The following is a 26,225-nucleotide window of genomic DNA, read 5'->3' as shown; positions in this document are numbered from 1 at the left end:
AGGATATTGAAACGCTGAGGGCAGGTTTCAATTACTTGCGTGCGTCCTCCCAGGACTTGATCAGAGCGTCATAGCTGACGGTCTCGCCTTTAGGTTTCTCGTTAGCCAGTTTGGCTTTCGGAGAACCAGGCTGATTCAGCCAATAGCTCGGGTCCTTCTTCTCGTTCAGTTTGGGACCGCACTCGCCCTGTACATTGGCGCGTTCGAGGCGCTGCAGTACTCGGTCTTGTGCTTCCGCCAAACCGTCCAAGGCTTGCTGCGGAGTCTTCTCGCCGTTGGCGGCCTCCGCGATGAACTGCCACCACAACTGGGCCAGTTTCGGATAGTCAGGCACATTGGTGCCGGTAGGCGTCCACTGAGTACGGGCCGGGCTGCGATAGAACTCGATCAGACCGCCCAGTTTCGGCGCCACAGTGGTCATGTCTTCAGACAGGATGTCGGACTCGCGGATAGGAGTCAGACCCACCAGCGTTTTCTTCAGCGAAACGGTTTTGGCTACGGTGAACTGCGCGTACAACCATGCCGCCAGACGACGATCATCCGGAGTGGACTTCAAGAAAGTCCAGGAACCGGTGTCCTGATAGCCCAGCTTCATGCCGTCTTCCCAGTAAGGTCCTCTGGGAGATGGCGCCATCCGCCACTTCGGCGTGCCGTCTGCGTTAACTACTGGCAGACCAGGCTTGGTCATGTCCGCGGTAAATGCGGTGTACCAGAAGATTTGCTGAGCGACGTTGCCTTGCGCTGGAACCGGACCGGCTTCAGAGAAGGTCATGCCCTGTGCTTCAGGCGGCGCGTACTTACGCAGCCAATCTACGTATTTAGTGGTGGCGTAAACCGCCGCCGGGCCATTGGTGGCGCCGCCGCGTTCTACGCTGGAGCCCACTGGACGGCAACCGTCGACGCGAATGCCCCATTCGTCAACGGGAAGTCCGTTAGGCAGTCCTTTGTCGCCCGCGCCCGCCATGGAGAACCAGGCGTCAGTGAAACGCCAGCCCAGGGAGGGGTCTTTCTTGCCGTAATCCATGTGGCCGTAAACGCGCTGACCGTCGATGTTTTTGACCTTGTCGGTAAAGAACTCAGCGATGTCCTCATAGGCCGACCAGTTCTTGGGAACCCCCAGCTCATAGCCGTAGATTTCCTTGAACTTTTTCTTCAGGTCGTCGCGCTGGAACCAGTCATAGCGGAACCAGTACAAGTTGGCGAACTGCTGGTCTGGTAGCTGATAGATTTTACCGTCTGGCCCAGTGGTGAAGGACAGGCCGATGAAGTCCTGCAGATCCAGGGTCGGCAGAGTCAGGTCTTTGCCGTCGCCTTCCATCATGTCGGAGATAGGGACAACTTTTCCGTAGCGGAAGTGGGTGCCGATCAAGTCGGAATCGTTGATGTAACCATCATAGATGTTGCGGCCGGACTGCATCTGAGTCTGCAGTTTTTCGACCACGTCGCCTTCCTGAATCAGGTCGTGGTTAATCTTGATGCCGGTGATTTCATAAAATGCTTTCGCAAGTACTTTGGATTCGTACTCGTGAGTGGTGATGGTTTCGGAAGCAACGTTGATTTCCATACCGCGGAAACGCTTCGCCGCCTCGGTGAACCACGCCATTTCTTTCATCTGTTCTTCTTTCGACAGCGTTGAAGCGGTGAACTCGCTATCCACCCATTTCTTCGCTGCGTCACTATACTGGTCCGCCCAGCTCGCACTACTTGAGACCATCGCCACTGCCGCAGCTAAGCTGGCCAGCCGTAGCTTCATTGGTCCGGTGGGCAGTTTAACCTTATTATTTTTTTTCATGTCTACCTCTCTAATTGTTAGTTGGTTGGCTTCCATGCAAAGTCCATTTGAATCCCTATGACGCAGGGGGCGGTTTACCCCCACCTCATTACAATTCCCATCCAAAGAAGGGAAATGATCGTCGCTATCCACACCGCCATGCTGGTGAAGCCCACAAATGCCAGGTGGATATAGGCGCTGCCGAGCAACCCGATAAAGAGACGGTCGCCACGGGTGGTCAAAAGCGGCAGAAAACCTCTACGTTCAATACTTGGTGACTTCAGCTCCCAAACCGTCATCGCAATCAGAATGAGCACGATGGTGGTGAAGAAGCTAGCCGTTGGTACAGTCCACGCCATCCAGTTCATACAAAACCCCCTTACACACGACCCAAAGCAAAGCCTTTGGCGACATGGTTACGGACGAACCAGATCACCAATACGCCAGGAACTATAGTGAGAACGCCTGCGGCTGCGAGCACACCCCAGTCGATACCAGATGCGGACACGGTCCGCGTCATGACGGCTGCGATGGGTTTAGCGTCCACAGAGGTCAGCGTCCGCGCCAGAAGCAGCTCCACCCATGAGAACATGAAGCAGAAGAATGCTGTGACGCCAATGCCGGAACGGATCATGGGGATGAAGATTTTGATGAAGAATTTCGGAAAACTGTATCCATCAATATAGGCGGTTTCGTCGATTTCGCGAGGCACTCCGCTCATGAAGCCTTCCAGAATCCACACAGCCAGCGGCACGTTGAACAAACAGTGCGCCAACGCGACGGCGAGATGGGTGTCGAAAAGGCCGACAGAGGAATACAACTGGAAGAAAGGCAGCAGGAATACTGCCGGCGGCGCCATCCGGTTGGAAAGCAGCCAGAAGAACATGTGCTTGTCGCCGATAAACTTGTAGCGGCTGAAGGCGTAGGCCGCCGGCAGCGCGATCAACAGGCTCATTATCATGTTCAGAGACACATAGTAAATGGAGTTTACATACCCCATGTACCAGCTGGGATCAGTGAAGATCTTGATGTAGTTGTCAAAAGTGATGTCCTGTGGAAACAGGCTCAAACCGCCCAGAATCTCCGCATTGGTCTTCAGAGACATATTGAGTAGCCAGTAGATCGGTAGCAGCACGAAGGCGATGTAAGCCACCAATCCGAATTTGCTGCGACTGAACATAGACATTACCCCTCTGGTTGCTTTGGCGGAGTCCCTGGCGCCTGTTTCGGCGGCCACGTTGGCCGCCAGATTTACGTTTTGTTGACTCATTACCTACTCCTCATTAGCGGTCGTCGCGGCTGATGTGCATGATGGTGGTGTAGAACAACCAGCAAACCAGCAGGATGATGAGGAAGTAGATCAGGGAGAATGCTGCCGCGGGACCCAGGTCAAACTGTCCAACCGCCATCTTGGTCAACGACTGACTCAGGAAGGTGGTGGAGTTGCCGGGACCGCCGCCGGTCAATACGAACGGCTCGGTGTAGATCATGAAAGAGTCCATGAACCTCAACAGCACGCCGATGATCAGTACGTTGGTGAGTTTCGGCAACTGGATGAAGCGGAACACCGCCCAGCGTGAGGCGCGGTCGATGCGCGCAGCTTGGTAATACACTTCAGGAATGGCGCGCAGACCGGAGTAGCACAGCAGCGCCACCAGCGGAGTCCAGTGCCAGACGTCCATCAACAATACGGTCAGCCATGCGTCCACCGGGTCGCCAGCGTAGTTATAGTCAATGCCCATGGCGTTGATGCCCCAGCCAAAGAGGCCGATGTCGGCGCGACCGAAAATCTGCCAGATGGTGCCGACCACGTTCCAGGGAATCAGCAGGGGCAGGGCGATGAGAATCAGGCTCAGGGAAGCGGCCTTGCCTTTGGTCGGCATCAGTAGCGCCACGCCGACGCCCAAAGGAATCTCAATCAGCAGTACGGCGAAGGAAAACAGGAACTGACGCACCAAAGCGTCATGCAGACGCGCGTCGTTCAGCATTTGCTTGAACCACTCGACGCCGACGAAGTAAGCGGTGTTCTGGTCAAAAATGTCCTGCACGGAATAGTTGACCACCGTCATCAACGGAATGATGGCGGAGAAAGCTACAATCAGGAATACCGGTAATACCAGAAACCAGGCCTTATTGTTTTCTACCTTGTTCATTGGTCGCCCTCCAGCAGGAATTCATCCACATAGACCTTGAGCCATTGATCCGGGAAGCTGATGAAAGCGACGCCTTGCGGCACTTTCTGGTCTTCCTGCAGGCGCGCTTTCATTTCGACGCCGCCGAGGTAAAAGGTCATGATTTTGTAGGTGCCCAGATCTTCCACAAACCTGACGTTAACCTGCATGGCTTCGTCGTTGGCTTCATCCCAGACATGGACGAATTCGGGGCGGATGCCGATTTTGACGTTGTTGCTGCGGATCTGTTTCAGACGCTCCATCAGCTTCGGCCGCAGGGGCAGTTCGACGCCGCCGAAGGTGACGCCATTCTCCGTCAGCTCCACGCTGACCAGATTCATGCCCGGGCTGCCGATAAAAAAGCCGACAAAGGTGTGGTTAGGCGCTTCAAACAGGTCGCGGGGCGTGCCGAACTGCACGATCTGGCCTTCATACATCACCGCGATTTTGTCGGCGAAAGTGGAGGCTTCCAACTGGTCGTGGGTGACGTACACCATGGTGATGTTGAACTGCTCGTGGATCTGCTTCAGCTTGCGGCGCAGTTTCCACTTCAAGTGCGGGTCAATCACCGTCAGGGGCTCGTCGAACAGGATAGCGGATACATCATCCCGCACCAGGCCGCGTCCCATGGAGACTTTCTGCTTCTCGTCCGCGGTCAGGCCCTTGGCCTTCTTATCCAGCAATGGCGTCAGATCCAGAATGGACGCGATCTCATGAACTTTGCTTTTGACCTTGTGTTCCGGCGTTTTCACGTTACGCAGGGGAAACGCCAGGTTATCGAACACGGTCATGGTGTCGTAAATCACCGGGAACTGGAAAACCTGGGCGATGTTACGGGCTTCCGGCGGCAGCGTGTTAACGCGTTTGCCGTCGAACAGCACGTCGCCGTCGGAAGGCGCCAGCAGTCCGGAAATAATGTTCAACAGGGTGCTCTTGCCGCAGCCGGAAGGGCCTAGCAGAGCAAAAGCGCCCCCTTGCTCCCAGACATGGTCCATCTTGCGGATGGCGTAGTCGTCGTCGCTTTGGGGGACAGGCGCATAGGAATGCGCCAACTGAGATAGTCTGATTTCTGCCATGGCTTAAACTCCAACGCGTCTTATCGGCGCTTGCACCAGATGTCCGCTCATATCGAACGCATACAATTTATGAGTGGGGAAATAGATATTGATGCTCTCATCCACGTCGTAAGCGTGTACGCCGGACAGGTGCATCACCAGGCTCATATGATCGTTGCGAACGTGCAGGAAGGTTTCAGAACCACTGATTTCAGCCAGATCGACATTGACGGATAACTCCAGGTCATCGTCGTTCTGCGGCACCAGCCCGATATGGGAGGCTCTGACGCCGAACTTGTAGCGCCCTGGCTTCAGGGTGCGCAAATCCTGATTCAGCGGGAAATGAACAGTTTCGTCGAAGGTGACTTCTTCGTCGGTCACCAGGCCTTCAACTACGTTGATAGGCGGCTCGCTGAACATTTCCGCAGTGAGAATATCCTGCGGACGGTGGTAAACTTCCGCGGTCGGACCGTGTTGGAGAACACGCCCTTCATGAATAACTGTCGTCGTGCCTCCCAGAGCCAAGGCTTCGTTGGGCTCAGTGGTGGCGTAGACAGCGATGGTGTTGCGTTCTTTGAACAGCTCCCGTAATTCCTGGCGCAGCTCTTCGCGCAGCTTGTAGTCCAGGTTCACCAGCGGCTCGTCAAACAGAACCATGTTGGCGTCCTTGACCAGGGCGCGGGCCATCGCCGTGCGCTGCTGCTGTCCGCCGGAAAGCGCCAGAGGCAGCCGGTCCAGGTAGGGTTCAATGTGCAGCATCGACGCCGTCTCACGCACCCGCTCCTTGATCTTGGCTTCGCTCATATTGGCGAGGCGCAAAGGAGACGCGATGTTTTCGTAGACGGTCAGGTTAGGGTAGTTGATGAACTGCTGGTAGACCATGGAGATATTGCGGTCTTTTACCGGCACGCCGGTAACGTCTACGCCGTTCATGAAGATTTTGCCGCTGCTGGGTTTATCCAACCCCGCCATCAAACGCATGAGGGTGGTTTTACCGGCGAGGGTGCGGCCTAGGAGTACGTTGAAGGAGCCGGGTTTCAATGTGAGGTTCACATCGTTAATCCAGGTCTCGCCGTCAACAATACGACTGACATTTCTAAGCTCAAGGGACATCTTGCTAATCCCACCTTTGTTCTTGTTTGAATATGTTCGTAAATGTTCTTTTGAACAATTTGTTTTTTTCGAGTAGGTATATATACAAACATCGGGCCAACTTTTTTGCAAATCCGTCGTTTGTCGCCGCTTGAACAAATTAGATAGGTATAACAATGATTTGCAGAGGCGAACGCTGCCGCTGAGAAAGAAAGGTAACGCTTGGACAACAATTTTCCATTTCGAAAAGTGTTGACAACTGTTCACACTTAACAACAATGATTGAACAGGTTGACTGTTTTGTGAACAGTTGAACACTGTCCTGAACACCGAATTGAACACTCATGCGAGCTCACCATTCAGAAAGACGAGGGTCCTATGGACTCAGATGAAAATAAAAACGCATCAGTCTTCGCCGCTGAGGGGACGGCGCGAACTCATAGGGAGTTGATCGAGGATTCCTGGCGTCGCTGTAAAGAATACGGGCTGACTCATAACAGCGTTCCGCAATACGGCGCTTTGAGAAGAGGCGACGTGTCAGCGCTGTTGGAAGAGCATCAGTTATTGGTGAACACCACGCAGAAAGAGGTGTTGCCTTATTACGACCATATTTTGTCCAACTCCAACTGCCTGATCGTATTGGCGGATCGGCGCGGCCATGTGCTGAACACCTGGGGCGAACAGCGCTTTACGCCGTTGGAATGCGCGCATGGTCTGGTAGTGGGCAACCGCTGGACGGAGGTGGGGGCGGGCACTAACGCCATTGGCACTGCGATCGCCACGGGCGCAGCGGTGCAGGTGGGCAGGGATGAACATTTCCTGCGCGCCAATCGTTTCATGGTCGGCTCCGCGGCGCCGATATTCAACACGCAGAAAGAGATGGTGGGCGTGTTGGACATTTCCTCCGACGCTTATCTGCCTCAGGATCATACCCTGGGAATGGTCAAGCTGATGACCCTGAGTGTGGAGAACCGGTTGATTCACAACGCCTTCCAGCGTGAACACCTGTTGATCACTTTCAACACGAATATCGCTGCGTTGGAAAGCCCGTGGTCAGGTTTGGTCGTGATCGACGAAGAAGGTCGCATTATTTCCGCCAACCGTCGCGCGGAAGTTATGCTGGCCCATGATCTGGCTTTGGCGAACATCGAAGACATCTTCAATTGCAAGCTGAGGGAACTGCGGCATCATCCAGAGGGAATGCCGATGGAGGTCTCCGCGTTGGGCAAGTACCGCATGCACTTGATGATTAAACGTCCTCCTCAGGCGGCGATTATCGCTCCAGATTATCGTAAGAAGGAAAAGCCAGCGCCGGTAATAGTGGAGGAAGAACTGCCGGACGACGTCATTCCCTTTCACGAACTGGAGCATGGCGATGAACGGGTGGCGCGGATGGCGAAACAGGCCAGCCGCATCATGGAAAAAGACATTCCCATTCTGATCCATGGCGAGACCGGTAGCGGCAAAGAAATTTTCGTACGTTCACTGCATTACCACAGCTCCCGCAAAGCGTTTCCGCTGGTGGCGGTGAACTGCGCGGCCATTCCAGCGGAGCTGGTGGAGTCTGAATTATTCGGATATGAAAAAGGCGCGTTTACCGGCGCCAGCAACAAAGGCTCCATCGGACTGATCCGCAAGGCGCACCGGGGCACATTATTTTTGGATGAGATTGGCGAAATGCCCCTCAAAGTGCAAGCGCGCCTGTTGCGGGTGCTGCAGGAGCGCTGCGTGACGCCATTGGGCTCCACGGAAACCTTCCCCGTGGATATCAAATTGATCTCCGCCACTAACCGGGTGTTGAAAGAAGAAGTCAAACGGGGCGCGTTTAGAGAAGACCTGTATTACCGCATTTCCGGTCTTAATCTGGAGTTGCCGCCATTACGGGAGCGTGCGGATAAAGCCAGACTGATCGAATATGTGCATGGCAGACTGACTCGCAGCGCCGGGGAAACCTATCATCCATTGAGCGCTGACGTGCTCGCTATGCTGGCGGACCACCCCTGGCCGGGCAACGTGCGCCAGTTGATAAGCATTCTAAGCGTGGCGCTGGCCATGGCGGATGGCGACCCGATCGAAGACTGGCACATTCCTGATGATTTTTATGACGACCTCAATGGCCTTGGTCTGGCGGAGCCAGACGGCGATGGCCTGAACGAAGACATCGATGGTTTCGGTGATGGACCGGCGATACGCAATCCGAAAGAAGAGTTGGAGGCGAAGATCGTGAGGTTATACAGAGAATACGGTGGCAACGTCAGCCAGACCGCCAAAGCGGCGGGCGTTAGTCGCAACACTGTGTATAAATATATCCGCTAGGCTTGCGCCCAGCGGATGACGAGGGTCTGCTTGAGGAAACGTCAGCAGACCCTGTTGAAGGAATTACTTCTTGTGGGCGGCCTTGGCCATATTGCGCACGCCTTCCACGGAGTTGAGCCAGCCTTTGTAAAGGCGGTCGGCAACGGCTTCTTCCATGCTTGGCGGGAATGTCTTTTCGCATTGCCAAAGTTCCTGCACCTCTTCCAGTGACGAGTAAACGCCAGCTTTCAGACCTGCCAGAAACGCTGCGCCCAAAGCGGTTGTCTCGGTGACGAAGGGACGATCCACGCGCACGTCCAGAATATCCGCGAGGAATTGCATGGCCCAATCGTTCACCACCATGCCGCCGTCCACGCGTAAGGCCGCCAGATTTTCCACGCCATCCGACTTCATCGCTTCAAGCAGGTCGCGAGTCTGATAAGCCACAGACTGCAGGCCCGCCGTGACAATCTCGGCGATGCCAGTGTCCCGGGTCAGACCGACGATGGCGCCGCGAGCATTGGGCTCCCAATAGGGCGCGCCCAGGCCGGTAAAAGCGGGAACCAGATATACGGAATGGTCCGGTCCGACTTGTTCCGCATGCCCTATACTTTCACCGGCACTTTTCAACAGACTGATGCCATCGCGCAGCCATTGCATGGTGGCGCCGGCCATAAAGATGCTGCCTTCAATGGCGTAAGTGGGTTTTCCATTAAGCCGGTAGCCAACGGTTGTGAGCAGTTTATTGTTGGATTCCAGTGGCGCATCGCCGGTGTTCATGATCATGAAACAACCGGTGCCGTAGGTGCTCTTGCACATGCCTGGCGCGAAGCAGGCCTGGCCAAACAAGGCCGCTTGTTGGTCGCCGGCGACGCCAGTGATGGGGACTTCCGACCCCAGGAACTGATGCTCCGTCATACCGAAATCGTCGGAGCTGTCTTTCACCACCGGCAGCATATTGCTGGGCACGTTGAGCATATTGAGCAGCTCATCATCCCATTGCTGGCTATGGATATTGAAAAGAAGCGTGCGGGAAGCATTGGTGGCGTCAGTGGCGTGCACAGAGCCCCCGGTCATCTTCCAGATAAGAAAGGTATCGACGGTGCCGAACAGGAGGTCGCCGCGTTCCGCTTTTTCCCGTGCGCCTTCCACATTGTCGAGAATCCAGCGGATCTTGGTGCCGGAAAAATAAGGATCGAGCAACAGTCCGGTTTTCTCGCGGACCATGGACTCGCGACCGTTTTCATACAACTCGGCGCAGAAAGCGGAGGTGCGGCGGTCTTGCCATACGATAGCGTTATAAATGGGTTCGCCGGTGTGACGATCCCACACCACAGTGGTTTCCCGTTGGTTGGTGATGCCGATGCAGGTGATGTCGCGGCCGGAGATCCCGGCCTCTTTCATAACGGCGCTGCAAACGCGCTTGACGGTATCCCACAAATCATGCGGGTTGTGCTCTACCCATCCGTCATTCGGAAAATGCTGGGCGAATTCTTGTTGCACGCTGTATGCGGGCAGGCCTTCACGGGTAAACAGAATGGCGCGGCTGCTGGTCGTGCCTTGATCGATTGCTAATATGTACTTGCTCACAGTCGTCGTTCTCATGTTTGGCCACGGCGACGCAAGCCAGTCTGGAAATTAACACCCGGCCGCCGCGGTCTGCTTATTATTGTTCAATACCCTTTCGGTCGCTTGCGTTACTTTCCGTCAGTTCCGTCTATCCGCTCTGTTTTGTCCTCCCGCTCATGCGCTTGCTTGCATGGGCTGATAAGGCTCAGCGGCCCGGGGGCGCTTACCCGCGAGGTATTCCGCTAGGGCGGCCTGTTGATCTTCATTCAGGAACAGACCCATCTTCGTGCGGCGCCACAGGATATCGTCAGCGTTCATCGCAAACTCATACTCTAGCAGATAGTCCACCTCTTTTTGGAAAAAGCCTTCTCCGAACTTCTGACCCATATCCGCTTCTGATTGCGCGTCTTTCAGGAACATCTCACAGCGGCTGCCATAAGTCGTGGCGAAGCGTTTTGCCGTGCGGGCGGTCAGGAATGGATAACGATTCTGCAGCCCCTGGCTGTAGTTGGCGACTGTGCCGGGCAGATCTCCGCCAGGCAATACGCTGTCAGCAGTCCATGGCGCGCCCATTTGTGGGTAGAACGGCTTGAGAGTTTTCAGAGCTGACTCCGCCAGTTTTCGATACGTGGTCAGCTTGCCGCCAAAAATGGAGAGCAGCGGAAGTTCGCCTTCAGTCTCCAGCTCGACGGTGTAATCGCGAGTGATCGCCTGGGCGGAATCGGATTCATCGTCGCACAGAGGGCGTACGCCAGCATAGGTCCACACGACGTCAGCGGGTGAAATCTGCTTCTTGAAGTGAGCGTTCACTATATCGCAAAGGTAATCTATTTCTTCATTGGAAATGGCGACGGTTTCCGGCGCGTCTTTGTGCTCCACATCCGTGGTGCCGACGATGGAGAACTCATCCAGATAAGGAATCACGAACACAATACGCCCATCTTCGTTTTGCAGAATAAAGGCTTCATCTTCGTCATGTAGTTTTGGAACCACCATGTGGCTGCCTTTGATCAGGCGAATGCCGCGTGGGCTACTGCGATGCATTTCTTTCGTCAGCAGCGTTTTAACCCAGGGGCCGGCGGCGTTTACCAGTCCTTTGGCTTTCATGGTGTGTTCTTCGCCGGTGGCTTCATTGCGCAATTGTACATGCCACAGGCCTTTTTCCTGGGATACGCCCACGCATTTGGTCTGTACGAAAACATCTCCGCCCAGTGAACGGAATTGCATTGCGTTCAGCACCACCAGACGTGCGTCATCCACCCAGCAGTCTGAGTATTCGAAGCCTTTGGTGATCTCTGGTTTCAACGCTGCGGCAGGCTGATTGAAACGAATGAATTTGCTGCCTGGAAGAATGTCGCGTTTGCCCAGCATGTCATAGAGGAAAAGTCCGATGCGAATCATCCAGGCGGGACGCAGGTGAGGGCGATGAGGCAGGCGGAACCTCATGGGTTTTACGATATGGGGCGCCTTGCGGTAGACCGTTTCGCGCTCGTTCAGCGCTTCTTTCACCAAGCGGAACTCGTAATGTTCCAGGTAGCGCAGGCCGCCATGAATCAATTTGCTGCTTGCGGAAGAGGTGGCCCATGCGAGATCGCGCATTTCCACCAAGGCGGTTTGCAATCCGCGGCCCTGGGCGTCTACGGCGACGCCGACGCCATTGATGCCTCCGCCGATTACGAGAAGATCGTAAATTTTCTCACTCATTATTCGGAACCTTTCCGTGCGGTTAAAAATTGACTAAAGTTTAAACGAAAGAAAAAAGAAAATAAAAGGAAAATTTACGAATTATTTTGTGACAGTTTCTAAATATTTTCTGCTTTTTAGAGCGCCATGATGAAATGAAATGAAAATAAATCATTAAATTCAGCAAGTTAGCGGCGGCCTGAAAAACGGACTTCGAATAGCTTCGAAGAAGAGAAAATAAAACGTCAGGTCTATAGTCGGAAGTGGATTACTTGCCCTGTAGCGGCGGAATAGACGCGATGCGGAGAGAAAAGAAAAAAAACGAAGATAGGTCTGTGAGCAGTAAAAGTAGTAACGGCGAGCGGGCGTTCCCTGGCCCGTTCCCGGATGACGCTGTTAAGGCGTACAGATATGCAGGCGTACGTCGTGATTCTTCATCATGGTTTCTATTTCTTCACTGGGACGCTGATCGGTGAAGAACATGTTGGCCTGGGTGATGCTGCCAAGGCGCACCATGGCTCTGCGACCGAACTTGGAATGGTCCGCCGCCAGAAACACATGTCGGCTCTGTTGGATGATCGCCTGGGCGACTCGCACTTCGCGATAATCGTAGTCCAGCAGGGCTCCGTCTTCGTCAATGGCGCTGATGCCGATGATGCCGAAGTCCAGGCGAAACTGTTGTACGAAGTCCATGGTGGCTTCACCTACAATACCGCCGTCACGCGCGCGAACCTCGCCGGAGGTGACGATCACGCGAAAGTCTTCCTTTTGGCTCATCATACTGGCGACGTGCAGATTGTTGGTCACTACCTGCAAACCTTTGTGGTTCATCAGCGCTTTGGCGATGGTTTCGGTAGTGGTGCCGATATTGATGAACATACTGCTGTGATCAGGAACATGCAGCGCAATTTCCCGGGCGATGGCTTCCTTTTCCTCCAGATTGCGGATTTGTCGGTCCTGGTAGGACAGGTTCTCCGTAGACGTAATGGAGGTGGCGCCGCCGTGAAAGCGTTGGATCAGATTGTAATCCGCCAGCAGGTTAAGATCCCGTCGCAGCGTTTGGGGAGTGACGTCGAAGGCCTCCACCAGTTCGTCTATAGTGGCGACGCCGTTCTTTTCAATGAGTTTGAGAATCGCGGTTTGCCGCGCATTTAAAGGCTTGTCAGCGGACATGTTCGTTTTATTTTCGTGCGCAAATGATAAAACGAAATGTTAGTAGAAAATTACCCAGGGCGAAACCAGTAATAGTACTTCCCTCGAAAAGGCGGGAATTCTTATCCGGACAACAGGTTAAGAACGAATCTCGCCTGCGCGTTGGCTTGGGCGCGGATGGCTATCTGGGCTTGCGTAAGTATTTTTTGGGTCGCCAGATTGGCGCTTTCAGCGGCGATATCGGTATCCGCGATGCGGCTGCGCGCCTCGGTCGCATTAAGATGCGCGGTTTCCAGTTCGCGTATGCCAGCCTCGAAACGGTTCGACAAGGCCCCGAATTGCGCCGCCCGATCAACCGTCGCTTGCAGGCTGTCGTCAATGACGGATACGGCGCTGATGGCGCCCTGTTGGCTGGAGATATCCAGGCTTTCCAAACCGAAGTTGCTCAACTCCTGCACCAGATTACGGCCTTCCAGAACGATCTGTTCTCCACCTTCTGCGCCAGCCTGGAAACGGTGTTCATCACTGGAATCGAACAGATTGACGCCATTGAAGTTGGACTGCTTCAACAACTGACGCGTACTTTCCAAAATCTGTGCGGCTTCCTGCTGCAAGGCGGCGCGGTCACTGTCGTTGTATACGCCGTTGCTGGCTTGCAGGGCGAGTTGGCGGATACGCTGTAAATTGTCGGTAACTTGGCCCAATGAGCCTTGAGCTGTCTGAGAGAGGGAAATGCCGTCGCCGGCGTTGCGAATAGCGGTGGAGAAACCGCTGATACGGCTGCTGATACGGGTGGCGATGGACAGACCGGCGGGGTCGTCAGCCGCGCTGTTAATACGCGAACCTGAACTGATGCGGGCGAAGCTCCGCTGAATTTGCGCGTCGTTCGGCGAAGGTAGCGCCGGGCCGTTAATCGTGATCGCCATGAAGTACCTCTATAATCCATAGCCTCAGGCCATTTTAGATCAATAAATAATCAATTGCGACTACCTTATATCGTTACGAGCCCCGTCCTTATGCGCACGCAGCTTTCTTTTCCGTTTCTGAGCGGCATCGCTTAGACTCTGTGTTTTAACGTTTTACTGAAGAGAAATAATCATGCGTATATGGGTAGACGCCGATGCATGCCCGAACGTCATCAAAGAGATTCTGTTTCGGGCGGCGGAAAGGGTGAAAGTTCCCTTGATTCTGGTGGCCAACCAGCCGCTTAAGACGCCGCCGTCGCAATATATCCGCAGTTTGCAGGTGGCGCCGGGATTTGACGTGGCGGACAACCATATCGTGCAGCATGTCGAACAGGGCGAGCTGGTGATCACCGCCGACATTCCCCTGGCGGCGGAAGTGATAGACAAAGGCGCTCATGCGTTGAATCCCAGGGGCGAGTTTTACAGTAAGGAAAACATTCGTCAGCGCCTGATGATGCGAGACTTCATGGAAACTATGCGCAGCAGCGGCGAACACACTGGCGGCCCCGCGGCGTTCAACCACGGCGACCGCATGGAGTTCGCCAATCAACTGGACCGTTTTCTGGCGAAAGCGAGTAAGCCTTGATCGGCGCGACGGCTTACGCCGTCGCCTCCATTCCGCCCGCCGCCTCACATAGCTCCGCCATGCGTTCCGCGGCGGCGTCACTGCCTAGTTTTCCTTGCCATTCTATGTAGCGGGAACACACCGCAGCTACCTCCACGCGTCCTCGTAACTGGCGCAAATCCTCTGCGCTGCGCACGCCGAAACCGACGGCGAGAGGCAGGTCCGTGTAGCGCTTGAGGCGCGCGATATAGTCATCGAACTCGGCGTCCCAGCGGGTTTGTGAGCCAGTGACGCCAGTGCGCGCTACGACATACACCATGCCCCGGGCGGCGGCGCTGATTCGTTGCAGGCGCTCGGGAGGCGTCACGGGCGTCACCATCATGATTGGCGCCAAATCAAGCTTATCCAGCAGTGGCAAGTGCGGCTCCAGGGCCTCCACGGGCAGGTCGGGGATGATCAACCCTTTTACGCCAGCTTCGGCCGCATCGGTGAATAAACGGTCAAGGCCGTAACGGTAGAGAGGGTTGAGGTAGCTCATCAATAGAAAGCTCACCTGTGGGTGACGTCGTGAGACTTGCTCCGCCAGCGCCAGCGCTTGTTTGACGCCGCCGCCGTTCTTGAGGGCGACATGGCAGGCGTGAGCCAGTGTCGGGCCGTCCGCTACCGGGTCGCTGAATGGAATTTGCAGCTCGATCATTTTCACGCCAGCGGCGACCAATCCGTCAATCGCAGGCAGGTTGGCTTCAAGAGAGGGATAGCCCACCACCGCATGGGACATGACTAGCAGTTCTTGTGGTTTTTTCTCAGGCAACATCGGCGGCGTTCTCCCCTTGCGTTGTTTGCGTTGTGAAATCCGGTTGGCGAGCCAGCTCGCGTTGCAGGAAGGCGGACCAATCCGGATGCGGGAAAGCGCGGGCCACATTGAAAATGTCTTTGTCGCCGCGTCCGCTCAAATTAATCACCACATGTTCGCTGGGCGACATCTGGGCCGCGCGGCGGAACCCGCCCGCCAATGCATGGGAGGATTCCAGCGCAGGGATGATGCCTTCGTGGCGTAGTAATGTCTCAAACGCCGTCAGGGCTTCCTCGTCGGTTGCGGAATCTGGCGTCAATCGCCCGCGTTGGGTGAGGTCGGCCAGGATCGGCGATACGCCGACGTAGTCCAGTCCCGCCGCTACGCTGTGCGTGTGTCCAAGTTGTCCGTCGGCGTCCTGTAAGAAAAGTGTTTTGAAGCCTTGGGCGATGCCGTCTTCGCCGGTTCCTTCCTGAAGTCGGATAGAGTGCTGGCCTTCTTCGCGACTGCGTCCGCCAGCTTCTACGCCTATCAACTCGACGTCACCTTGATCGATATACGGCGCGAACGCGCCAAGGGCGTTACTGCCGCCTCCGACGCAGGCCACGACGCTGTCCGGATTGCGACCGATTTGGGACAGAGCCTGTTGCTGTAGCTCTCTGCCGATAATACTCTGGAAATAAGCCACCAGCTCCGGGAAAGGCGCAGGTCCGCAGGCGGTGCCGAGCACGTAATGGGTGTCTTCGAAACTGGCGGCCCAGTCGCGCAGCGCTTCGTCCATGGCTTCTTTCAAGGTGCGAGCGCCGGTGGCGACCGGAATAACTTCTGCGCCCAGGCGACGCATCCAGAATACATTGCCGTACTGACGCTCAATGTCGTCCGCTCCCATATAAATGCGGCACTCCAGACCCAGGCGAGCGGCCATGATCGCCGTGGCCAACCCATGCTGTCCTGCGCCGGTTTCTGCGATTACCCGGCGCTTGCCCATACGCCGCACCAGAAGGCCTTGGCCCAGTACGTTATTCACTTTGTGGGCGCCGGAATGGTTGAGGTCTTCCCGTTTTAACCAGATTTGCGCGCCGCCAATCGCCTTAGACAGGCGTTCGCAGGGCGTGAGAGGCGTGGGCCTGCCGCTGAATTGCTGCGCCAGGGTCTGATATTCTCGCCAAAAGTCAGGATCGTCGCGCAAACTGAAAAATAGGCGTTCCAGCTCCATCAGAGCGGGCGTCAGTATTTCCGGGGCGTAACGGCCGCCGAAGCTGCCGAACATACCGTTGTTGCTGCGGATCATGGCGATTTTCTCCTGTATTATTCGGGCCCATAAGGCATAATGGAAACAGTTCAAATTAAACTAAACTGTTTAGTTAAAATAAAGTGAAATTCTGAGCATGGCAAGAGCATCGAAGCGAGATTTTATTGTTGAGACGGCGACAGGGATTTTTCTGGAGCAGGGCTTCAAGGGCACATCGATCGATATGGTGGTCAATGCCTGCAAAGTATCCAAACCCACGGTATACAACCATTTTCCCGACAAATCCCAGCTCATTGACGCCGTCATCGATGACTGGCTCAGGGCGCAAAACCCGGTTATGCCGGAGTGTGAGGATGAGTCCGTTCTGTGGCGCGTGCTAAACGAAAACTGGTGGTGTGATGAAGCTATCGCCATGTATCGATTGGTTATTGGCGAAGGCTGGCGCTTCGATGAGGCCGCGCAGCGGTTCTGGCGCGAATATGACGCAAAATGGCGTGATTATGTAGGAAAATACGGGAAAAGTAAGGGTTTTACTGCGGATGTAGCCGACGTATTGCAAGCCAAAGTCAGCCATGAGTTGTGGACGCGGCTCAGCGACGGAGGAAAGCGGTCATGAAAATTCTTTTGACTGGCGCAGGCGGGTTTATCGCCAGTGTCGTTCTGGAGAAACTTCTGGAGCAGGGATGTCAGGTGGTGGCGGTGGCGCGGCGGCGTGCGAACATTCCCGTATCTGGAGCAGTCAGTTTTATCCAGGCGGATTTGCAAAATCTCACCCGAATGGAAGACTGGTCCCCGATGCTGCGCGGCGTGGACGCCGTCATTAACTGTGCGGGCATCCTGCGGGAGACGCACAAGGGCGACTTCGAGCTGGTGCACTTTGATGCGCCGAAAGCGTTGGCGGAAGCCTGCATACAGAACGGCGTAGAGCGATTTGTGCAAATCTCGGCCCTGGGAACGGAGCTGGATGGCGGTTTTATCACCTCCAAGCACAAGTTTGATGATTACCTAATGCGGGCGCTACCCACGGCGGTGGTGTTGCGGCCATCCGTAGTGTTGTCAGAGAGAGGCTCATATGGCGGCACCTCTCTGTTGCGGGCGTTGGCGGCTTTACCTGGTGCGCTGTTCGTTCCTGGCGATGGCGACCAGAAGATTCAGCCGATCCTGCTGGAGGATCTGGCGTGCGTGGTTGCACAGGCGGCGACCGGCGCCGGCGATGCGCAGAGTCTGGAGCAAGCCAGTGGCGTGGCGTATACCGTCGGGCCGGAAGTTGTTACGCTGAAAGAGTATCTTACCTTGGTGAGGCGATGGTTGAAGTTTCCCGATGCGCGGATAGTTTCGGTTCCGCTTTCATTGGTGGGGCTGGCGGCATGGATTGGGCGTCGACTGGGGGCCGGTCCGCTTAATGATACGGTATGGGGCATGTTGCAGCGGGGTAACTATGCCGAGTCGGGAGCCTATGAATGCTCCTGTGAAAAATTCGACTATGCGCCGCGTTCCGTAAAGGGATATCTGCAAACGTCCGCCAGTTTTGTGCAGGACCGCTGGCACGCCAGACTGTACCTGTTGCGGGAGCCCATATGGTTGACGCTGGTTGTGGTGTGGCTGCTGTCCGGCGTCGCGGGGTTCGTCGCTCAACCCGAGACATTCTCGCCTATATTGAAGGCGATGGGCTTACCCGAATTTCTATGGCGTCCTATGGTCTGGTTCACCAGCGCAGTGGACCTCGCGCTGGGGGCGTTTTTGCTGAGCCGTCGTCATATGGCGTTGGCGGGACAGCTGATGTTGGCGTGCACGTTGGGATATACGCTGGCGCTGGGCCTGCTGGCGCCGGCTGTATGGCTGGAGCCTCTGGGCGGGTTGTTGAAGAACTTACCGCTGCTATGCCTGCTGAGCGTATTTCTGGTGGTGGAAAAGCTGCGTTGAAAGAGGCGTTGTCGTATGGAGTGGTATCCCCTGATCAAACTGATTCATATTCTTTCCTCCACCTTGCTGTTTGGTACGGGGCTGGGGACGGCGTTCTACATGTGGCGGGCGGACTGTAGTGGCGACGTGCGGGTTATCGCCGTAGTGGCACGCAACGTGGTGCTGGCGGACTGGCTGTTCACCACTCCGGCGGTAATTATTCAGCCGTTGACCGGTTTTCTGATGCTGCATTGGTTGAATATTCCATACAGCACGCCCTGGATAGGGATAAGTCTGGCGCTGTTTGTCTTGGTGGGGTTGTGTTGGCTGCCAGTGGTCTGGCTGCAGATAAAGGTCGCCCGCGGAGCGGAAGCGTCGGTGCGGGAGGGGACAGGATTCAATTATCCCCACCGCGCCTACATGCGTATCTGGTATGCGCTGGGTTGGCCGGCCTTTATCGCCGTTATGGGTATTTTCTATCTGATGGTGACCAAACAGGGCTGGTGACAAGGCGTTGGCGCGCTGACGAGTGAAAAGGCGAGGGATTGCGGTCAATGCTTGGGTAAAAAATACGGAGTCTCCAGATATCGGTCTGATCTTTGCTAAGCTTTTGAAAAGAGTGGAATTATCATTTTACCCCGTTACAATTGCGATGAGGCTGGGGACATCTTCCAATCGTTGAGGATGGCGCGAAGGAACGGTTCCAGAAGTCAGCTTCTTGTTAATAGTGAGGCGCATGGATGCGCCTGCGCGGCGCTTAGCCGCGGGAGACAGGACCTGACATGTGCAGGCCCTGTCGTTGCAGACAAACAGAAGGAGGCTATTTGTCTGCCTGGTTAATGAAACATGATGTCGGTCAGATGGGGACGCGAACGGCGACGGCCCGGAGACCGGGGAGGAAGGAAATCTCTCCCTGTGGGATGCGTACGTAATATTGTGACCGCCCACTGAGCAGTGACGAATGAGTTGTTAACGTAGTAATGGATGCGACGACCCGGTCCAGGTTAGAAGTTCGCAGTCTGCGGTTTACGTTCCCTTTGTAGACGGTTGGATATCTCCGACGCGTCTTACCGATGATGTCATATCACAACAAGAAGGGAATGATTTATGAACATGGATCAGGAAAAGTCAGGCGAACGTCTGGCTTTGAGGAAAGTTGTCGGCGCTTTTTTTATCACCGCCATGATATCCGCCCCGGCCCTCGCCGCAGACCTCGTCTGCGCTTATGGCGACGGCCAGACTTTCCTCAAATGGAATGAAATCAACGATCCCAGCGTCCGCTATCAGATATATCGGGGAACGCAGCCGTTTCAGGTGGATCAAGCTTCACAGACCGTATTAGTGGGAGACGCCGAGCTGCTCGGCGATGCCGCATTCGCTTCAGGGTTGAATAAGCGAAGATCGGGACGACCGTTCCTCACGCCGTTCTTTCCGATGACCAAAGGCGAAGGCCTGTATGTGCACACGATCAGGCAGGATACCGCCATCGCTTATTACGCCGTATTTCCCAATCGCGGCGGTCAGCGCCTGGAGTCTGTAGAGGACGTCTCCTTCGGTTGCGCGGTCAGTAATGAGAGCGTCGCGAAAACCGTGCCTTTTCTGCAGGAAAACGTAGGGGGCGTGCGATACTTTACTCATTGGGGCGCGCACTATGACACCGCCGTGCAGAAAGCCTTCTCCAACACGCCCAGCTCTCCATTCACCTTTGGCATTGAAGGCGATCTCAGCAAGACCGGCCAGCCTTTGTTTGTCGGCTTCCACCCGCGCAGGGCGGACCCGACCAAGACCCCTGAATTTGAAGTGAAGCCAGGCTCTTTTGATAATCCCGCCGAGGATGAGATTGTCTACTATCCGGAAGACTTCAACACTAACCTGCTCGACGCCTGTGGCGGAGACGACACTCAACCTTCCTGTGAAAGAGGACCGGTAGAGTTCGTGAATGACTTCTGGTACGGCTATCCTGATCGCCTCGGCATTCGTAATTGCAGCGCGCAGGAGCTGCCTCGTAATAGCAACGGACAAGTGATTATCCGCGATTACAGTCGGCAGCGGGTGCTGCATATTATTGGCTGGCTGAAGGGGTTATTGGTCAAGAACGACGGCGAACTGAAGTCAGTCATTGATCCTGACAGAGTGTACGCCGGCGGCTATTCCATGGGCGGTATCGGCGCTCTGTTCACGGCGGTTGCGTCGCCGGACGTCTTTGCGGCGGTCATGGCCAGCGCTCCCAAATTCAATTTCTCCGCTTCCTACAGCGAGCAGTCCGACCAATGGGATATTGGGGAAACCGAGCGCTGCTACGGCGATCATTTATGGGGGGATATGCCTTCCAGTACGGTATTTGTCGACCCGGATGGATTATGGATTTACGACCGTCTGAACCTGAATTATCTGGTGGATCACGCCCGCGTAGACTTACCGATTATGTATGTCATCAATGGTAAGAACGACAACGTCGTCAGTTGGGATGAAAAACCGGAGTTCTACCAGACGATGGAAGCCAATAAGCAGTTGGGCTATTTCTTTTGGGACCAGCGCGTCAAAAACGGTAAGACCCATACGCCCGTGGGCGGCGAGTGGGACCCCATGATCGACTTCTCCACAATTTACGCCTATCGCAAGAACCAGAGTTACCCGGTGTTCACCCATGTACAGGGCGCGGATAATCCTGGCTCCGGTTCGCCGATGGACGGCGACGCAGTGGGCGTTCTCAATGGGTATTTGACGTGGGAGACGCATACGATTGTCGATACGCCAGTGCGTTTTCGCATGACGTTGAAGCTGCGCAGCCTGCGTAAGTGCGTTCGCTTTAATCCAGAGCGGGAGTGCCTGCAGATGGGCAGGGCGAACGCCCCTTCCAGCATTTTGACGGCGGATGTCAGCTTACGTGGTCTGCAGAGTTTCGAGGCGGAACCGAAAGGCGTTTATCTGTATAAAGCGACCAATCCGGACAACCCCTCGGAAATCTATCAGAGCGGGTTGGCAAAGGCGGACCCAAATGGTTTGATCACCATTGAAGGGCTGCAGATCCGCGACGCCGGCGTCACCCTGTTTCTTGGCAAGGCTGAAGATTCTGGCTCACGGCCTTAGGTCTTAACTTCCTCTCTTTAACGTCGCCGTATTGCGGCGGCGTTAACTCTGACGCTCTCTACTTTCGGTTGCGCCTGGTCCAGGGACTTTGTAAGGTCTGCGCTACTATCCTGCTTCGCGACCTAGGGAACCTCTGAAAAACTACCTGCGTTGCCATTGCTGCGTCAAAAGTCGGCTCAAAATGCTCATTTATTTACGATAAAGTGCGCTTTTTCGCCGACTTTTCCTTGCACTGGCGGCCTCGCCAACGTTTTTCAGAGGTTCCCTGGCTATCGCCAGTGAAGCCGCCTAAATGTAACCGGGAACGACTTGTGAAAAAGAAACGCGCGCTGTTAATTCTGTTGGGAATATTCATTGTCTGGATGGCGGCGCCGGAGTCTCCGACCATACCGGTGCAGGGAGCGACCAGTAAAGACTGGCATCCCAATGCCTTCTGGTACGAGCCCTGGGGTAAATCCGGCGTGCATAAGGGGATTGATATTTTCGCTGACGCGGGAACGCCGGTAGTGTCGCCCACCTATGGTGTGGTGGTGTTCCGCGGCGAACTCGGTTTGGGCGGGAAAGTCGTGGCGGTGTTGGGGCCAAAATGGCGAATACACTACTTCGCTCACCTCAAAGATCAGTCGGTTTATCCCGGCTATCTGGTGCGCACGGGAACGAAGGTAGGATCTGTGGGAGATACCGGCAACGCAAAAGGCAAGCCGCCGCATTTGCACTACTCGGCTGTGACATTGCTTCCTTACCCATGGCGAGCGGACGACGCCACCCAGGGCTGGAAGAAAATGTTCTTCCTTGATCCCAATGAAGTATTGGATGTGAAGTAAGGCTGTCGCCCACGAGAGAGGAAAGAGAGAAAGAGGTAAAGCGCCTGTGAGACAGGCGCTTTGAAGGAAGGGATTACAATACCCAGTTCAACTGTACGGAATACAGGTTGGCGTCGCCTTCGGAGGAGCCGTTGAACTCACCTAAAGTGGACTCTTCAGACAGGTAAACCTTGTCGCCGTTCAGATGGGTATAACCTGCGTCTACGCTAAGATTAGCATTAACTCTGTAGGTCGCTCCGATGCTGTACCACATACGGTCTGCATCAGGGATGCTCAGGCTGCGATTCTCTTCCGCCACAGGCGTTTCGTCGAGGGCCAGACCTGCTCTCAAAGTCAGGTTGCTATCGACATCATAAGTTGCGCCGAGGGCATAGCGGATGGAATCGTCCCAGTTTTCTTCTTTCAGTACCTTGTCAACACCGCTGTTCAGTTTAACTTCCAGGTTATCGAAGTTCTCCCAGCCCATGTAAGTGACGCTGGCGTGAACGGCGAACTGGTCGTTTATACGTTGGAACAGAGACAGCTCAGTAATGTCGGGCAAATCTACAGTTAACGAACCGCTGTCGTTAAATGCGAGGATTGTGTCGGACTTAATGTCACCTTCCAGTTTGATGGACAGCTTGGAGCGATACGCCAGGCCCAAGCGGGTATTCTGGCTGAGGTTCCAAAGTACGCCTGCATTCCAGCCCCAAGCATCGCCGTCGCCGGAAAGGTCTACGTTTTTGGCTCGAGCCAATCCAGGAACCCCATCAGGAACAGTAGATAAAAGCTCCGCCTCGGCTTTTACGTAGTTAATACCAAAGCCCAGGCTGAATTGGTCGCTCAGCTTGTAAGCGATGCTGGGATTGATATTGACGGTGGTGATGCTGGTTTTATTGGCGATATCGCTAGCGCCAAAACTGTCACCGTAATCAGTCTCCAATCCGAAATTTGAGAATGCGCCGATACCAACAGTTACTTGATCATTAAGAGGGTGAACGAAATAAACTGCAGGGACTAAAGCGCTAGGCGCCGCACTGTCCTTGCCTGCATCGCGAGAGGGTAGAGGGAATGCTGTGAAGCTTCTTTCACCATCAACCTCAACGTTAGGATCGATATAACTCAATGCGCCGCTGAATGTGGTTTTTTCGATCAGCGACATTGCCGCCGGGTTGGCCGCCAGTACACTGGCGTCATCGGCGATTGCTGCTTCGCCGGCGTATGCCCGGCCCATACCTGACGCGCTGTGCTCCACAAGTTGGAAACCTGCCGCCAGGGCGGAATTACTCAGCGCCAGCGCTGCGCCAGTCACTAGAGATCTAACTACTTTATCTTGAAAGTGCTTCATCAATTTCCACGCTTTTTTTAGATTTTTTACGATGTCGTGTAACGGGCGATTTACCCGTCTCTTGAAAAGAGAGGATACAGGGTAGGCGTGAGGCCCGCTTCCGCCAATTGGCGTAAATTACCGTGGCTGTTTGTTTTTTAGGCGTGCTGCCCGAGAGGGCGCGTGGTTGCTGGGTTTTGCTAAAACATTAATTTTGTTAATTTTTATTAACTACGCCTTTTGAACTACCTAAAACGTGGCGATGCAGGGGCGGACGGCCGCACTCTTCCCGCAAACTTGCGTATCGGAACAGGGCGCTAACATGAGAGATGGAGGAGAAAAGGCGGCGTTTGGGCGCCGCCTGAGAGAGATTATTGAGAGGTCCACTCCAGGGTGACGCCGCTGAAATCGGTGTAACCGCGAAGGCTCATAAACCATTCGCCGGCTGAAGGGTTAGGAATGTCGCAGGACTCGTTGTTGCCGTCTTTATAAGGACGACACTGGAAACGACTGCCGCTGGGCTGTCTGCCCTTGCGCACGTACAGGTCCGCATCGCCGCTGCCACCGGAAATCTTAACGGTTAGTGTGGATACGCCTTCTGGGATGACGTCGCTGAAATGCAGCCATTCGCCAGAACCGCCGCTCAGACCACTTTCAACGCCATTGCCTTCGCTGCCGTCTCCGTTGTCTCCGCCGTCATCACCGCCGCCGCTGTATGAACCGGTCAGGCTCAGTCCGCTGTAGGCGCTGTAGCCCTGCAGCATGACGTAGTATTTGCCGGGCTTAACAGGCAGATCGGAGCAGGTTTCATCATTGCCGTTTTTGTAGGGACGGCAGTCATAGCTGGAGGAAGTCGGCTTCTCGCCCGCCTTTACATAGAGGTCGGCGTCGCCTGAGCCGCCTGCAATCTTGAAGGAAATGTCGCTGGCGCCAGCAGGCACATCCAGCACATAGTATTTCGAGCTGCCGGCGGAGCCGCTCAGATCCGTCAGGGCTTTGCCGTTGCTCAGGCTGGTGGCGTCGCCGTTATCTCCGCCATCATCGCCGCCGTCGTCACCACCGTCATCTCCGCCGGTATGAGTGTTGATCCAGCTGGCGAAGCTGGGCACCGCCGTATAGACGCCATACTTGTTCGGCCGCGCGCAGCCATCGCCCCAGCTGACGACGCCCAATTGCCGGAATTCGCCCGCCTGGTTGATGAACAACGGACCGCCGGAGTCGCCCTGACAGGAATCTTTGCCGCCTTGTTTGAGGCCTGCGCAGACGTTATGGTCATGGATATTGCTGCTGCCGTAGGCGCTGCGACACTCATCCAGAGACACGACCGGCACGTCTACTTTCTGCAGAGCGTTGGGAGAATTGCCGCCTTCGGACGTATCTCCCCAGCCGATGACTGTGGTCATGAGGCCGTCATAGATATCGTTGGGCGCGCCCAATGTGATGCGGGTGTATTTCTCGTCGATTTTTTGCGCGACTTTCAACAACGCAATATCGTTTTGCATGGTGTTGGAGTTATAGCCCGGGTGGTTGATGACTTCCGTCACCTGAATGACCTGGGCGTCGCTCATGTCATTCTGACGATGCAGACCAACAACCGCCTTGAAGCTGCTGGCGGAGCGTCCGGATGTACAGTGAGCGGCGGTGAGGACATAGTAGTCGCTGACTACGGATGCGCCGCACCATTGTCCGCCGTTGTACTGCAGGTACACCATGAACGGGAATTCGCCTTCAGACGCTTCTTCTCCGCCCACGATTTTCGCGGTAATGCTACGGTAGGATTCAATATTGTCGGGACCGCTGGCGTAGACATTGGCGGCGAACGTCAGTCCGGTCATCATCCCTACTAGCAGGGGTTTTTTGCACAGTTTCATTGTCGATTCCATTGCATGAGATTGTTTTAATTAAAGAGAGCTTTTTCTTAGTTGTACTGATTGCTCCCCGTCGGCTGTGCACCAAGGCGAGAGGGGACTGCGCTCCCGCGGCTCCTTTATATTTATTGGTGTTCAGATAATAAACCATACATCCACCTCTGAATGCCTTCAATTCGGTCGAATGTCTTAGGTTCAGGGGTCTATGTCAGGGTCTTATCGGCTTGGCCTGCAAATCAATATAGCGGTGAATTTGAGACTATGTATCACCTGTATAGCCTAGGCGCCGCTGACTCAGGTCTCGTAGTTTTGTCGTGAGGCCCGAAAGCGCACGCGCAGCTTGCCGCGACGCACCTCGACGTTCTTCACCAGAGCGCGCGCCAGTCGGTGGCGAAGGCTGTCCACGCGGAATTGGAAAACCGGAGCGCCGGCGACATAACGGGATAGCGCAATACGCACGGCGGCGCGGGCTGGCTTAAGGTAGCGGCCGGGGATGGGATGTAGCTGTAGGTCGGTGATTTGCGGGTCGAAGAGATAAAACGCGCCTTCCTGCGACGAGTAGGAGAGAACGCCCTCCATCTCCACGACGCCAGTGGAGATAAAGCCGCCGGGAAGTTGCAGTTCCACCTTCGCTCCCACGGCGATGCGATTGCGGGCGTCGTCCAGGCGCACCCAGGGATCATGCAGCCTGACTCCCAACAGGTATTTTCTGGTTTCAATAGGGAAGTGCGCGGTGAGATAGCGCTGCAAATCCAGCTCGGTCAGCGCCAGCCTGTAAGCCAGCGCTCTGACGATGCTGCGACTGATTTTATAAGTCCACGCGAGCCTTAAATTTTGCATACCGCTGCTGATTATGTTGTTTTAAGCGCCAT

22 protein-coding genes are annotated in these 26,225 nt (G+C 55.1%); 7 read left to right on the top strand and 15 right to left on the bottom strand.

Translation table 11 applies throughout. From position 1 onward, the window contains the following. Positions 1-31: 31 nt before the first annotated feature. The 6 genes from ACQYWX_RS30325 to ACQYWX_RS30300 form a co-directional block, all read right to left on the bottom strand. Positions 32-1,792: an ABC transporter substrate-binding protein gene (locus tag ACQYWX_RS30325; protein WP_279500785.1), complete on the bottom strand. Its 1,761-nt coding sequence runs from the start codon at positions 1,790-1,792 to the stop codon at positions 32-34. A 74-nt stretch (positions 1,793-1,866) separates the two neighbouring features. Beyond that, positions 1,867-2,139: a DUF2160 domain-containing protein gene (locus ACQYWX_RS30320; RefSeq protein ID WP_041599056.1), complete on the bottom strand. Its 273-nt coding sequence runs from the start codon at positions 2,137-2,139 to the stop codon at positions 1,867-1,869. An 11-nt stretch (positions 2,140-2,150) separates the two neighbouring features. After that, positions 2,151-2,957, bottom strand: coding sequence for a carbohydrate ABC transporter permease (locus ACQYWX_RS30315; RefSeq protein WP_253938299.1), 807 nt, complete (start codon positions 2,955-2,957; stop codon positions 2,151-2,153). A 97-nt stretch (positions 2,958-3,054) separates the two neighbouring features. After that, complete coding sequence (locus ACQYWX_RS30310; protein ID WP_279500788.1) at positions 3,055-3,924, bottom strand: carbohydrate ABC transporter permease; 870 nt, start codon at positions 3,922-3,924, stop codon at positions 3,055-3,057. After that, a complete protein-coding gene (locus ACQYWX_RS30305) occupies positions 3,921-5,018 on the bottom strand; it encodes an ABC transporter ATP-binding protein (protein WP_279500790.1) in 1,098 nt (365 codons plus the stop codon). The genes ACQYWX_RS30310 and ACQYWX_RS30305 overlap by 4 nt, the downstream gene beginning before the upstream one ends. Before the next feature lie 3 nt (positions 5,019-5,021). Further along, entirely contained in the window at positions 5,022-6,110 is a 1,089-nt protein-coding gene (locus ACQYWX_RS30300) for an ABC transporter ATP-binding protein (protein WP_431687403.1), read from the bottom strand. 357 nt (positions 6,111-6,467) lie between these two features. Here ACQYWX_RS30300 and ACQYWX_RS30295 point away from each other — a divergent pair, with 357 nt between their 5' ends. Beyond that, positions 6,468-8,405, top strand: coding sequence for a sigma-54-dependent Fis family transcriptional regulator (locus ACQYWX_RS30295; RefSeq protein WP_431687402.1), 1,938 nt, complete (start codon positions 6,468-6,470; stop codon positions 8,403-8,405). A gap of 63 nt (positions 8,406-8,468) precedes the next feature. On the opposite strand, the gene glpK is transcribed toward ACQYWX_RS30295, so the two are convergent. From glpK to ACQYWX_RS30275, 4 genes are all read right to left on the bottom strand, one after another. Beyond that, positions 8,469-9,974 (bottom strand): glycerol kinase GlpK, encoded by a 1,506-nt coding sequence (gene glpK / locus ACQYWX_RS30290; protein WP_431687401.1) that lies wholly within the window; start codon positions 9,972-9,974, stop codon positions 8,469-8,471. A 153-nt stretch (positions 9,975-10,127) separates the two neighbouring features. After that, complete coding sequence (gene glpD / locus ACQYWX_RS30285; RefSeq protein WP_431687400.1) at positions 10,128-11,657, bottom strand: glycerol-3-phosphate dehydrogenase; 1,530 nt, start codon at positions 11,655-11,657, stop codon at positions 10,128-10,130. Positions 11,658-12,032: 375 nt separating this feature from the next. Next, positions 12,033-12,809 (bottom strand): DeoR/GlpR family transcriptional regulator, encoded by a 777-nt coding sequence (locus ACQYWX_RS30280; RefSeq protein ID WP_216736658.1) that lies wholly within the window; start codon positions 12,807-12,809, stop codon positions 12,033-12,035. Between the two features lie 101 nt (positions 12,810-12,910). Then, the gene (locus tag ACQYWX_RS30275) at positions 12,911-13,714 is read right to left on the bottom strand and encodes a flagellin (protein WP_216736657.1); all 804 of its coding nucleotides are present in this window, start codon (positions 13,712-13,714) and stop codon (positions 12,911-12,913) included. 172 nt (positions 13,715-13,886) lie between these two features. Between ACQYWX_RS30275 and ACQYWX_RS30270 the strand changes: the two genes are divergently transcribed. Beyond that, positions 13,887-14,339 carry a YaiI/YqxD family protein gene (locus ACQYWX_RS30270; protein WP_127974280.1) on the top strand — a complete coding sequence of 151 codons (453 nt, stop codon included), beginning with the start codon at positions 13,887-13,889 and terminating at the stop codon, positions 14,337-14,339. A gap of 13 nt (positions 14,340-14,352) precedes the next feature. Here the strand turns inward: ACQYWX_RS30270 and trpA are convergent, their stop codons facing one another. Further along, the gene (gene trpA, locus ACQYWX_RS30265) at positions 14,353-15,132 is read right to left on the bottom strand and encodes a tryptophan synthase subunit alpha (RefSeq protein WP_279500799.1); all 780 of its coding nucleotides are present in this window, start codon (positions 15,130-15,132) and stop codon (positions 14,353-14,355) included. Continuing rightward, complete coding sequence (gene trpB, locus ACQYWX_RS30260) at positions 15,122-16,402, bottom strand: tryptophan synthase subunit beta (protein ID WP_431687399.1); 1,281 nt, start codon at positions 16,400-16,402, stop codon at positions 15,122-15,124. Before trpB ends, trpA begins: the two co-directional genes overlap by 11 nt. Before the next feature lie 97 nt (positions 16,403-16,499). Between trpB and ACQYWX_RS30255 the strand changes: the two genes are divergently transcribed. The 5 genes from ACQYWX_RS30255 to ACQYWX_RS30235 all read left to right on the top strand — a co-directional run bounded on the left by ACQYWX_RS30255 (position 16,500) and on the right by ACQYWX_RS30235 (position 22,179). Beyond that, positions 16,500-16,979 carry a TetR/AcrR family transcriptional regulator gene (locus ACQYWX_RS30255; RefSeq protein WP_431687398.1) on the top strand — a complete coding sequence of 160 codons (480 nt, stop codon included), beginning with the start codon at positions 16,500-16,502 and terminating at the stop codon, positions 16,977-16,979. Then, positions 16,976-18,286 carry an NAD(P)H-binding protein gene (locus tag ACQYWX_RS30250; RefSeq protein WP_431687397.1) on the top strand — a complete coding sequence of 437 codons (1,311 nt, stop codon included), beginning with the start codon at positions 16,976-16,978 and terminating at the stop codon, positions 18,284-18,286. The genes ACQYWX_RS30255 and ACQYWX_RS30250 overlap by 4 nt, the downstream gene beginning before the upstream one ends. A 15-nt stretch (positions 18,287-18,301) precedes the next feature. Then, positions 18,302-18,772 (top strand): DUF2269 family protein, encoded by a 471-nt coding sequence (locus ACQYWX_RS30245; RefSeq protein ID WP_431687396.1) that lies wholly within the window; start codon positions 18,302-18,304, stop codon positions 18,770-18,772. Positions 18,773-19,372: 600 nt separating this feature from the next. Beyond that, positions 19,373-21,355, top strand: coding sequence for an alpha/beta hydrolase family protein (locus ACQYWX_RS30240; RefSeq protein WP_431687395.1), 1,983 nt, complete (start codon positions 19,373-19,375; stop codon positions 21,353-21,355). Positions 21,356-21,666: 311 nt separating this feature from the next. Further along, complete coding sequence (locus ACQYWX_RS30235) at positions 21,667-22,179, top strand: M23 family metallopeptidase (protein ID WP_431687394.1); 513 nt, start codon at positions 21,667-21,669, stop codon at positions 22,177-22,179. Positions 22,180-22,252: 73 nt separating this feature from the next. On the opposite strand, the gene ACQYWX_RS30230 is transcribed toward ACQYWX_RS30235, so the two are convergent. From ACQYWX_RS30230 to ACQYWX_RS30220, 3 genes are all read right to left on the bottom strand, one after another. Beyond that, the gene (locus ACQYWX_RS30230) at positions 22,253-23,506 is read right to left on the bottom strand and encodes an OmpP1/FadL family transporter (RefSeq protein WP_431687393.1); all 1,254 of its coding nucleotides are present in this window, start codon (positions 23,504-23,506) and stop codon (positions 22,253-22,255) included. A 350-nt stretch (positions 23,507-23,856) separates the two neighbouring features. Next, a complete protein-coding gene (locus ACQYWX_RS30225; protein ID WP_216736647.1) occupies positions 23,857-25,356 on the bottom strand; it encodes a trypsin-like serine protease in 1,500 nt (499 codons plus the stop codon). Positions 25,357-25,647: 291 nt separating this feature from the next. Next, complete coding sequence (locus ACQYWX_RS30220) at positions 25,648-26,193, bottom strand: DUF1439 domain-containing protein (RefSeq protein ID WP_431687392.1); 546 nt, start codon at positions 26,191-26,193, stop codon at positions 25,648-25,650. Positions 26,194-26,225 lie beyond the last annotated feature (32 nt).

The organism is Hahella sp. NBU794 (assembly GCF_050749805.1).
Taxonomy (GTDB): Bacteria; Pseudomonadota; Gammaproteobacteria; order Pseudomonadales; family Oleiphilaceae; genus Hahella.
The sequence above is the reverse complement of the archived record's forward strand: the minus strand, read 5'-3'. Positions and strand labels throughout refer to the sequence as shown.

Excerpts from the sequence above, each read along its gene's own strand:
- ACQYWX_RS30255 (WP_431687398.1), top strand. The coding sequence starts at position 16,500 with ATGGCAAGAGCATCGAAGCGAGATTTTATTGTTGAGACGGCGACAGGG.
- ACQYWX_RS30315 (WP_253938299.1), bottom strand. The coding sequence starts at position 2,957 with ATGTCTATGTTCAGTCGCAGCAAATTCGGATTGGTGGCTTACATCGCC.
- ACQYWX_RS30295 (WP_431687402.1), top strand. The coding sequence starts at position 6,468 with ATGGACTCAGATGAAAATAAAAACGCATCAGTCTTCGCCGCTGAGGGG.
- ACQYWX_RS30325 (WP_279500785.1), bottom strand. The coding sequence starts at position 1,792 with ATGAAAAAAAATAATAAGGTTAAACTGCCCACCGGACCAATGAAGCTA.
- ACQYWX_RS30300 (WP_431687403.1), bottom strand. The coding sequence starts at position 6,110 with ATGTCCCTTGAGCTTAGAAATGTCAGTCGTATTGTTGACGGCGAGACC.
- ACQYWX_RS30250 (WP_431687397.1), top strand. The coding sequence starts at position 16,976 with ATGAAAATTCTTTTGACTGGCGCAGGCGGGTTTATCGCCAGTGTCGTT.
- ACQYWX_RS30280 (WP_216736658.1), bottom strand. The coding sequence starts at position 12,809 with ATGTCCGCTGACAAGCCTTTAAATGCGCGGCAAACCGCGATTCTCAAA.
- ACQYWX_RS30220 (WP_431687392.1), bottom strand. The coding sequence starts at position 26,193 with ATGCAAAATTTAAGGCTCGCGTGGACTTATAAAATCAGTCGCAGCATC.
- ACQYWX_RS30230 (WP_431687393.1), bottom strand. The coding sequence starts at position 23,506 with ATGAAGCACTTTCAAGATAAAGTAGTTAGATCTCTAGTGACTGGCGCA.
- ACQYWX_RS30240 (WP_431687395.1), top strand. The coding sequence starts at position 19,373 with ATGAACATGGATCAGGAAAAGTCAGGCGAACGTCTGGCTTTGAGGAAA.
- ACQYWX_RS30275 (WP_216736657.1), bottom strand. The coding sequence starts at position 13,714 with ATGGCGATCACGATTAACGGCCCGGCGCTACCTTCGCCGAACGACGCG.
- ACQYWX_RS30305 (WP_279500790.1), bottom strand. The coding sequence starts at position 5,018 with ATGGCAGAAATCAGACTATCTCAGTTGGCGCATTCCTATGCGCCTGTC.
- ACQYWX_RS30245 (WP_431687396.1), top strand. The coding sequence starts at position 18,302 with ATGGAGTGGTATCCCCTGATCAAACTGATTCATATTCTTTCCTCCACC.
- trpB (WP_431687399.1), bottom strand. The coding sequence starts at position 16,402 with ATGATCCGCAGCAACAACGGTATGTTCGGCAGCTTCGGCGGCCGTTAC.
- ACQYWX_RS30225 (WP_216736647.1), bottom strand. The coding sequence starts at position 25,356 with ATGAAACTGTGCAAAAAACCCCTGCTAGTAGGGATGATGACCGGACTG.
- ACQYWX_RS30320 (WP_041599056.1), bottom strand. The coding sequence starts at position 2,139 with ATGAACTGGATGGCGTGGACTGTACCAACGGCTAGCTTCTTCACCACC.
- glpD (WP_431687400.1), bottom strand. The coding sequence starts at position 11,657 with ATGAGTGAGAAAATTTACGATCTTCTCGTAATCGGCGGAGGCATCAAT.
- ACQYWX_RS30270 (WP_127974280.1), top strand. The coding sequence starts at position 13,887 with ATGCGTATATGGGTAGACGCCGATGCATGCCCGAACGTCATCAAAGAG.
- ACQYWX_RS30310 (WP_279500788.1), bottom strand. The coding sequence starts at position 3,924 with ATGAACAAGGTAGAAAACAATAAGGCCTGGTTTCTGGTATTACCGGTA.
- trpA (WP_279500799.1), bottom strand. The coding sequence starts at position 15,132 with ATGTTGCCTGAGAAAAAACCACAAGAACTGCTAGTCATGTCCCATGCG.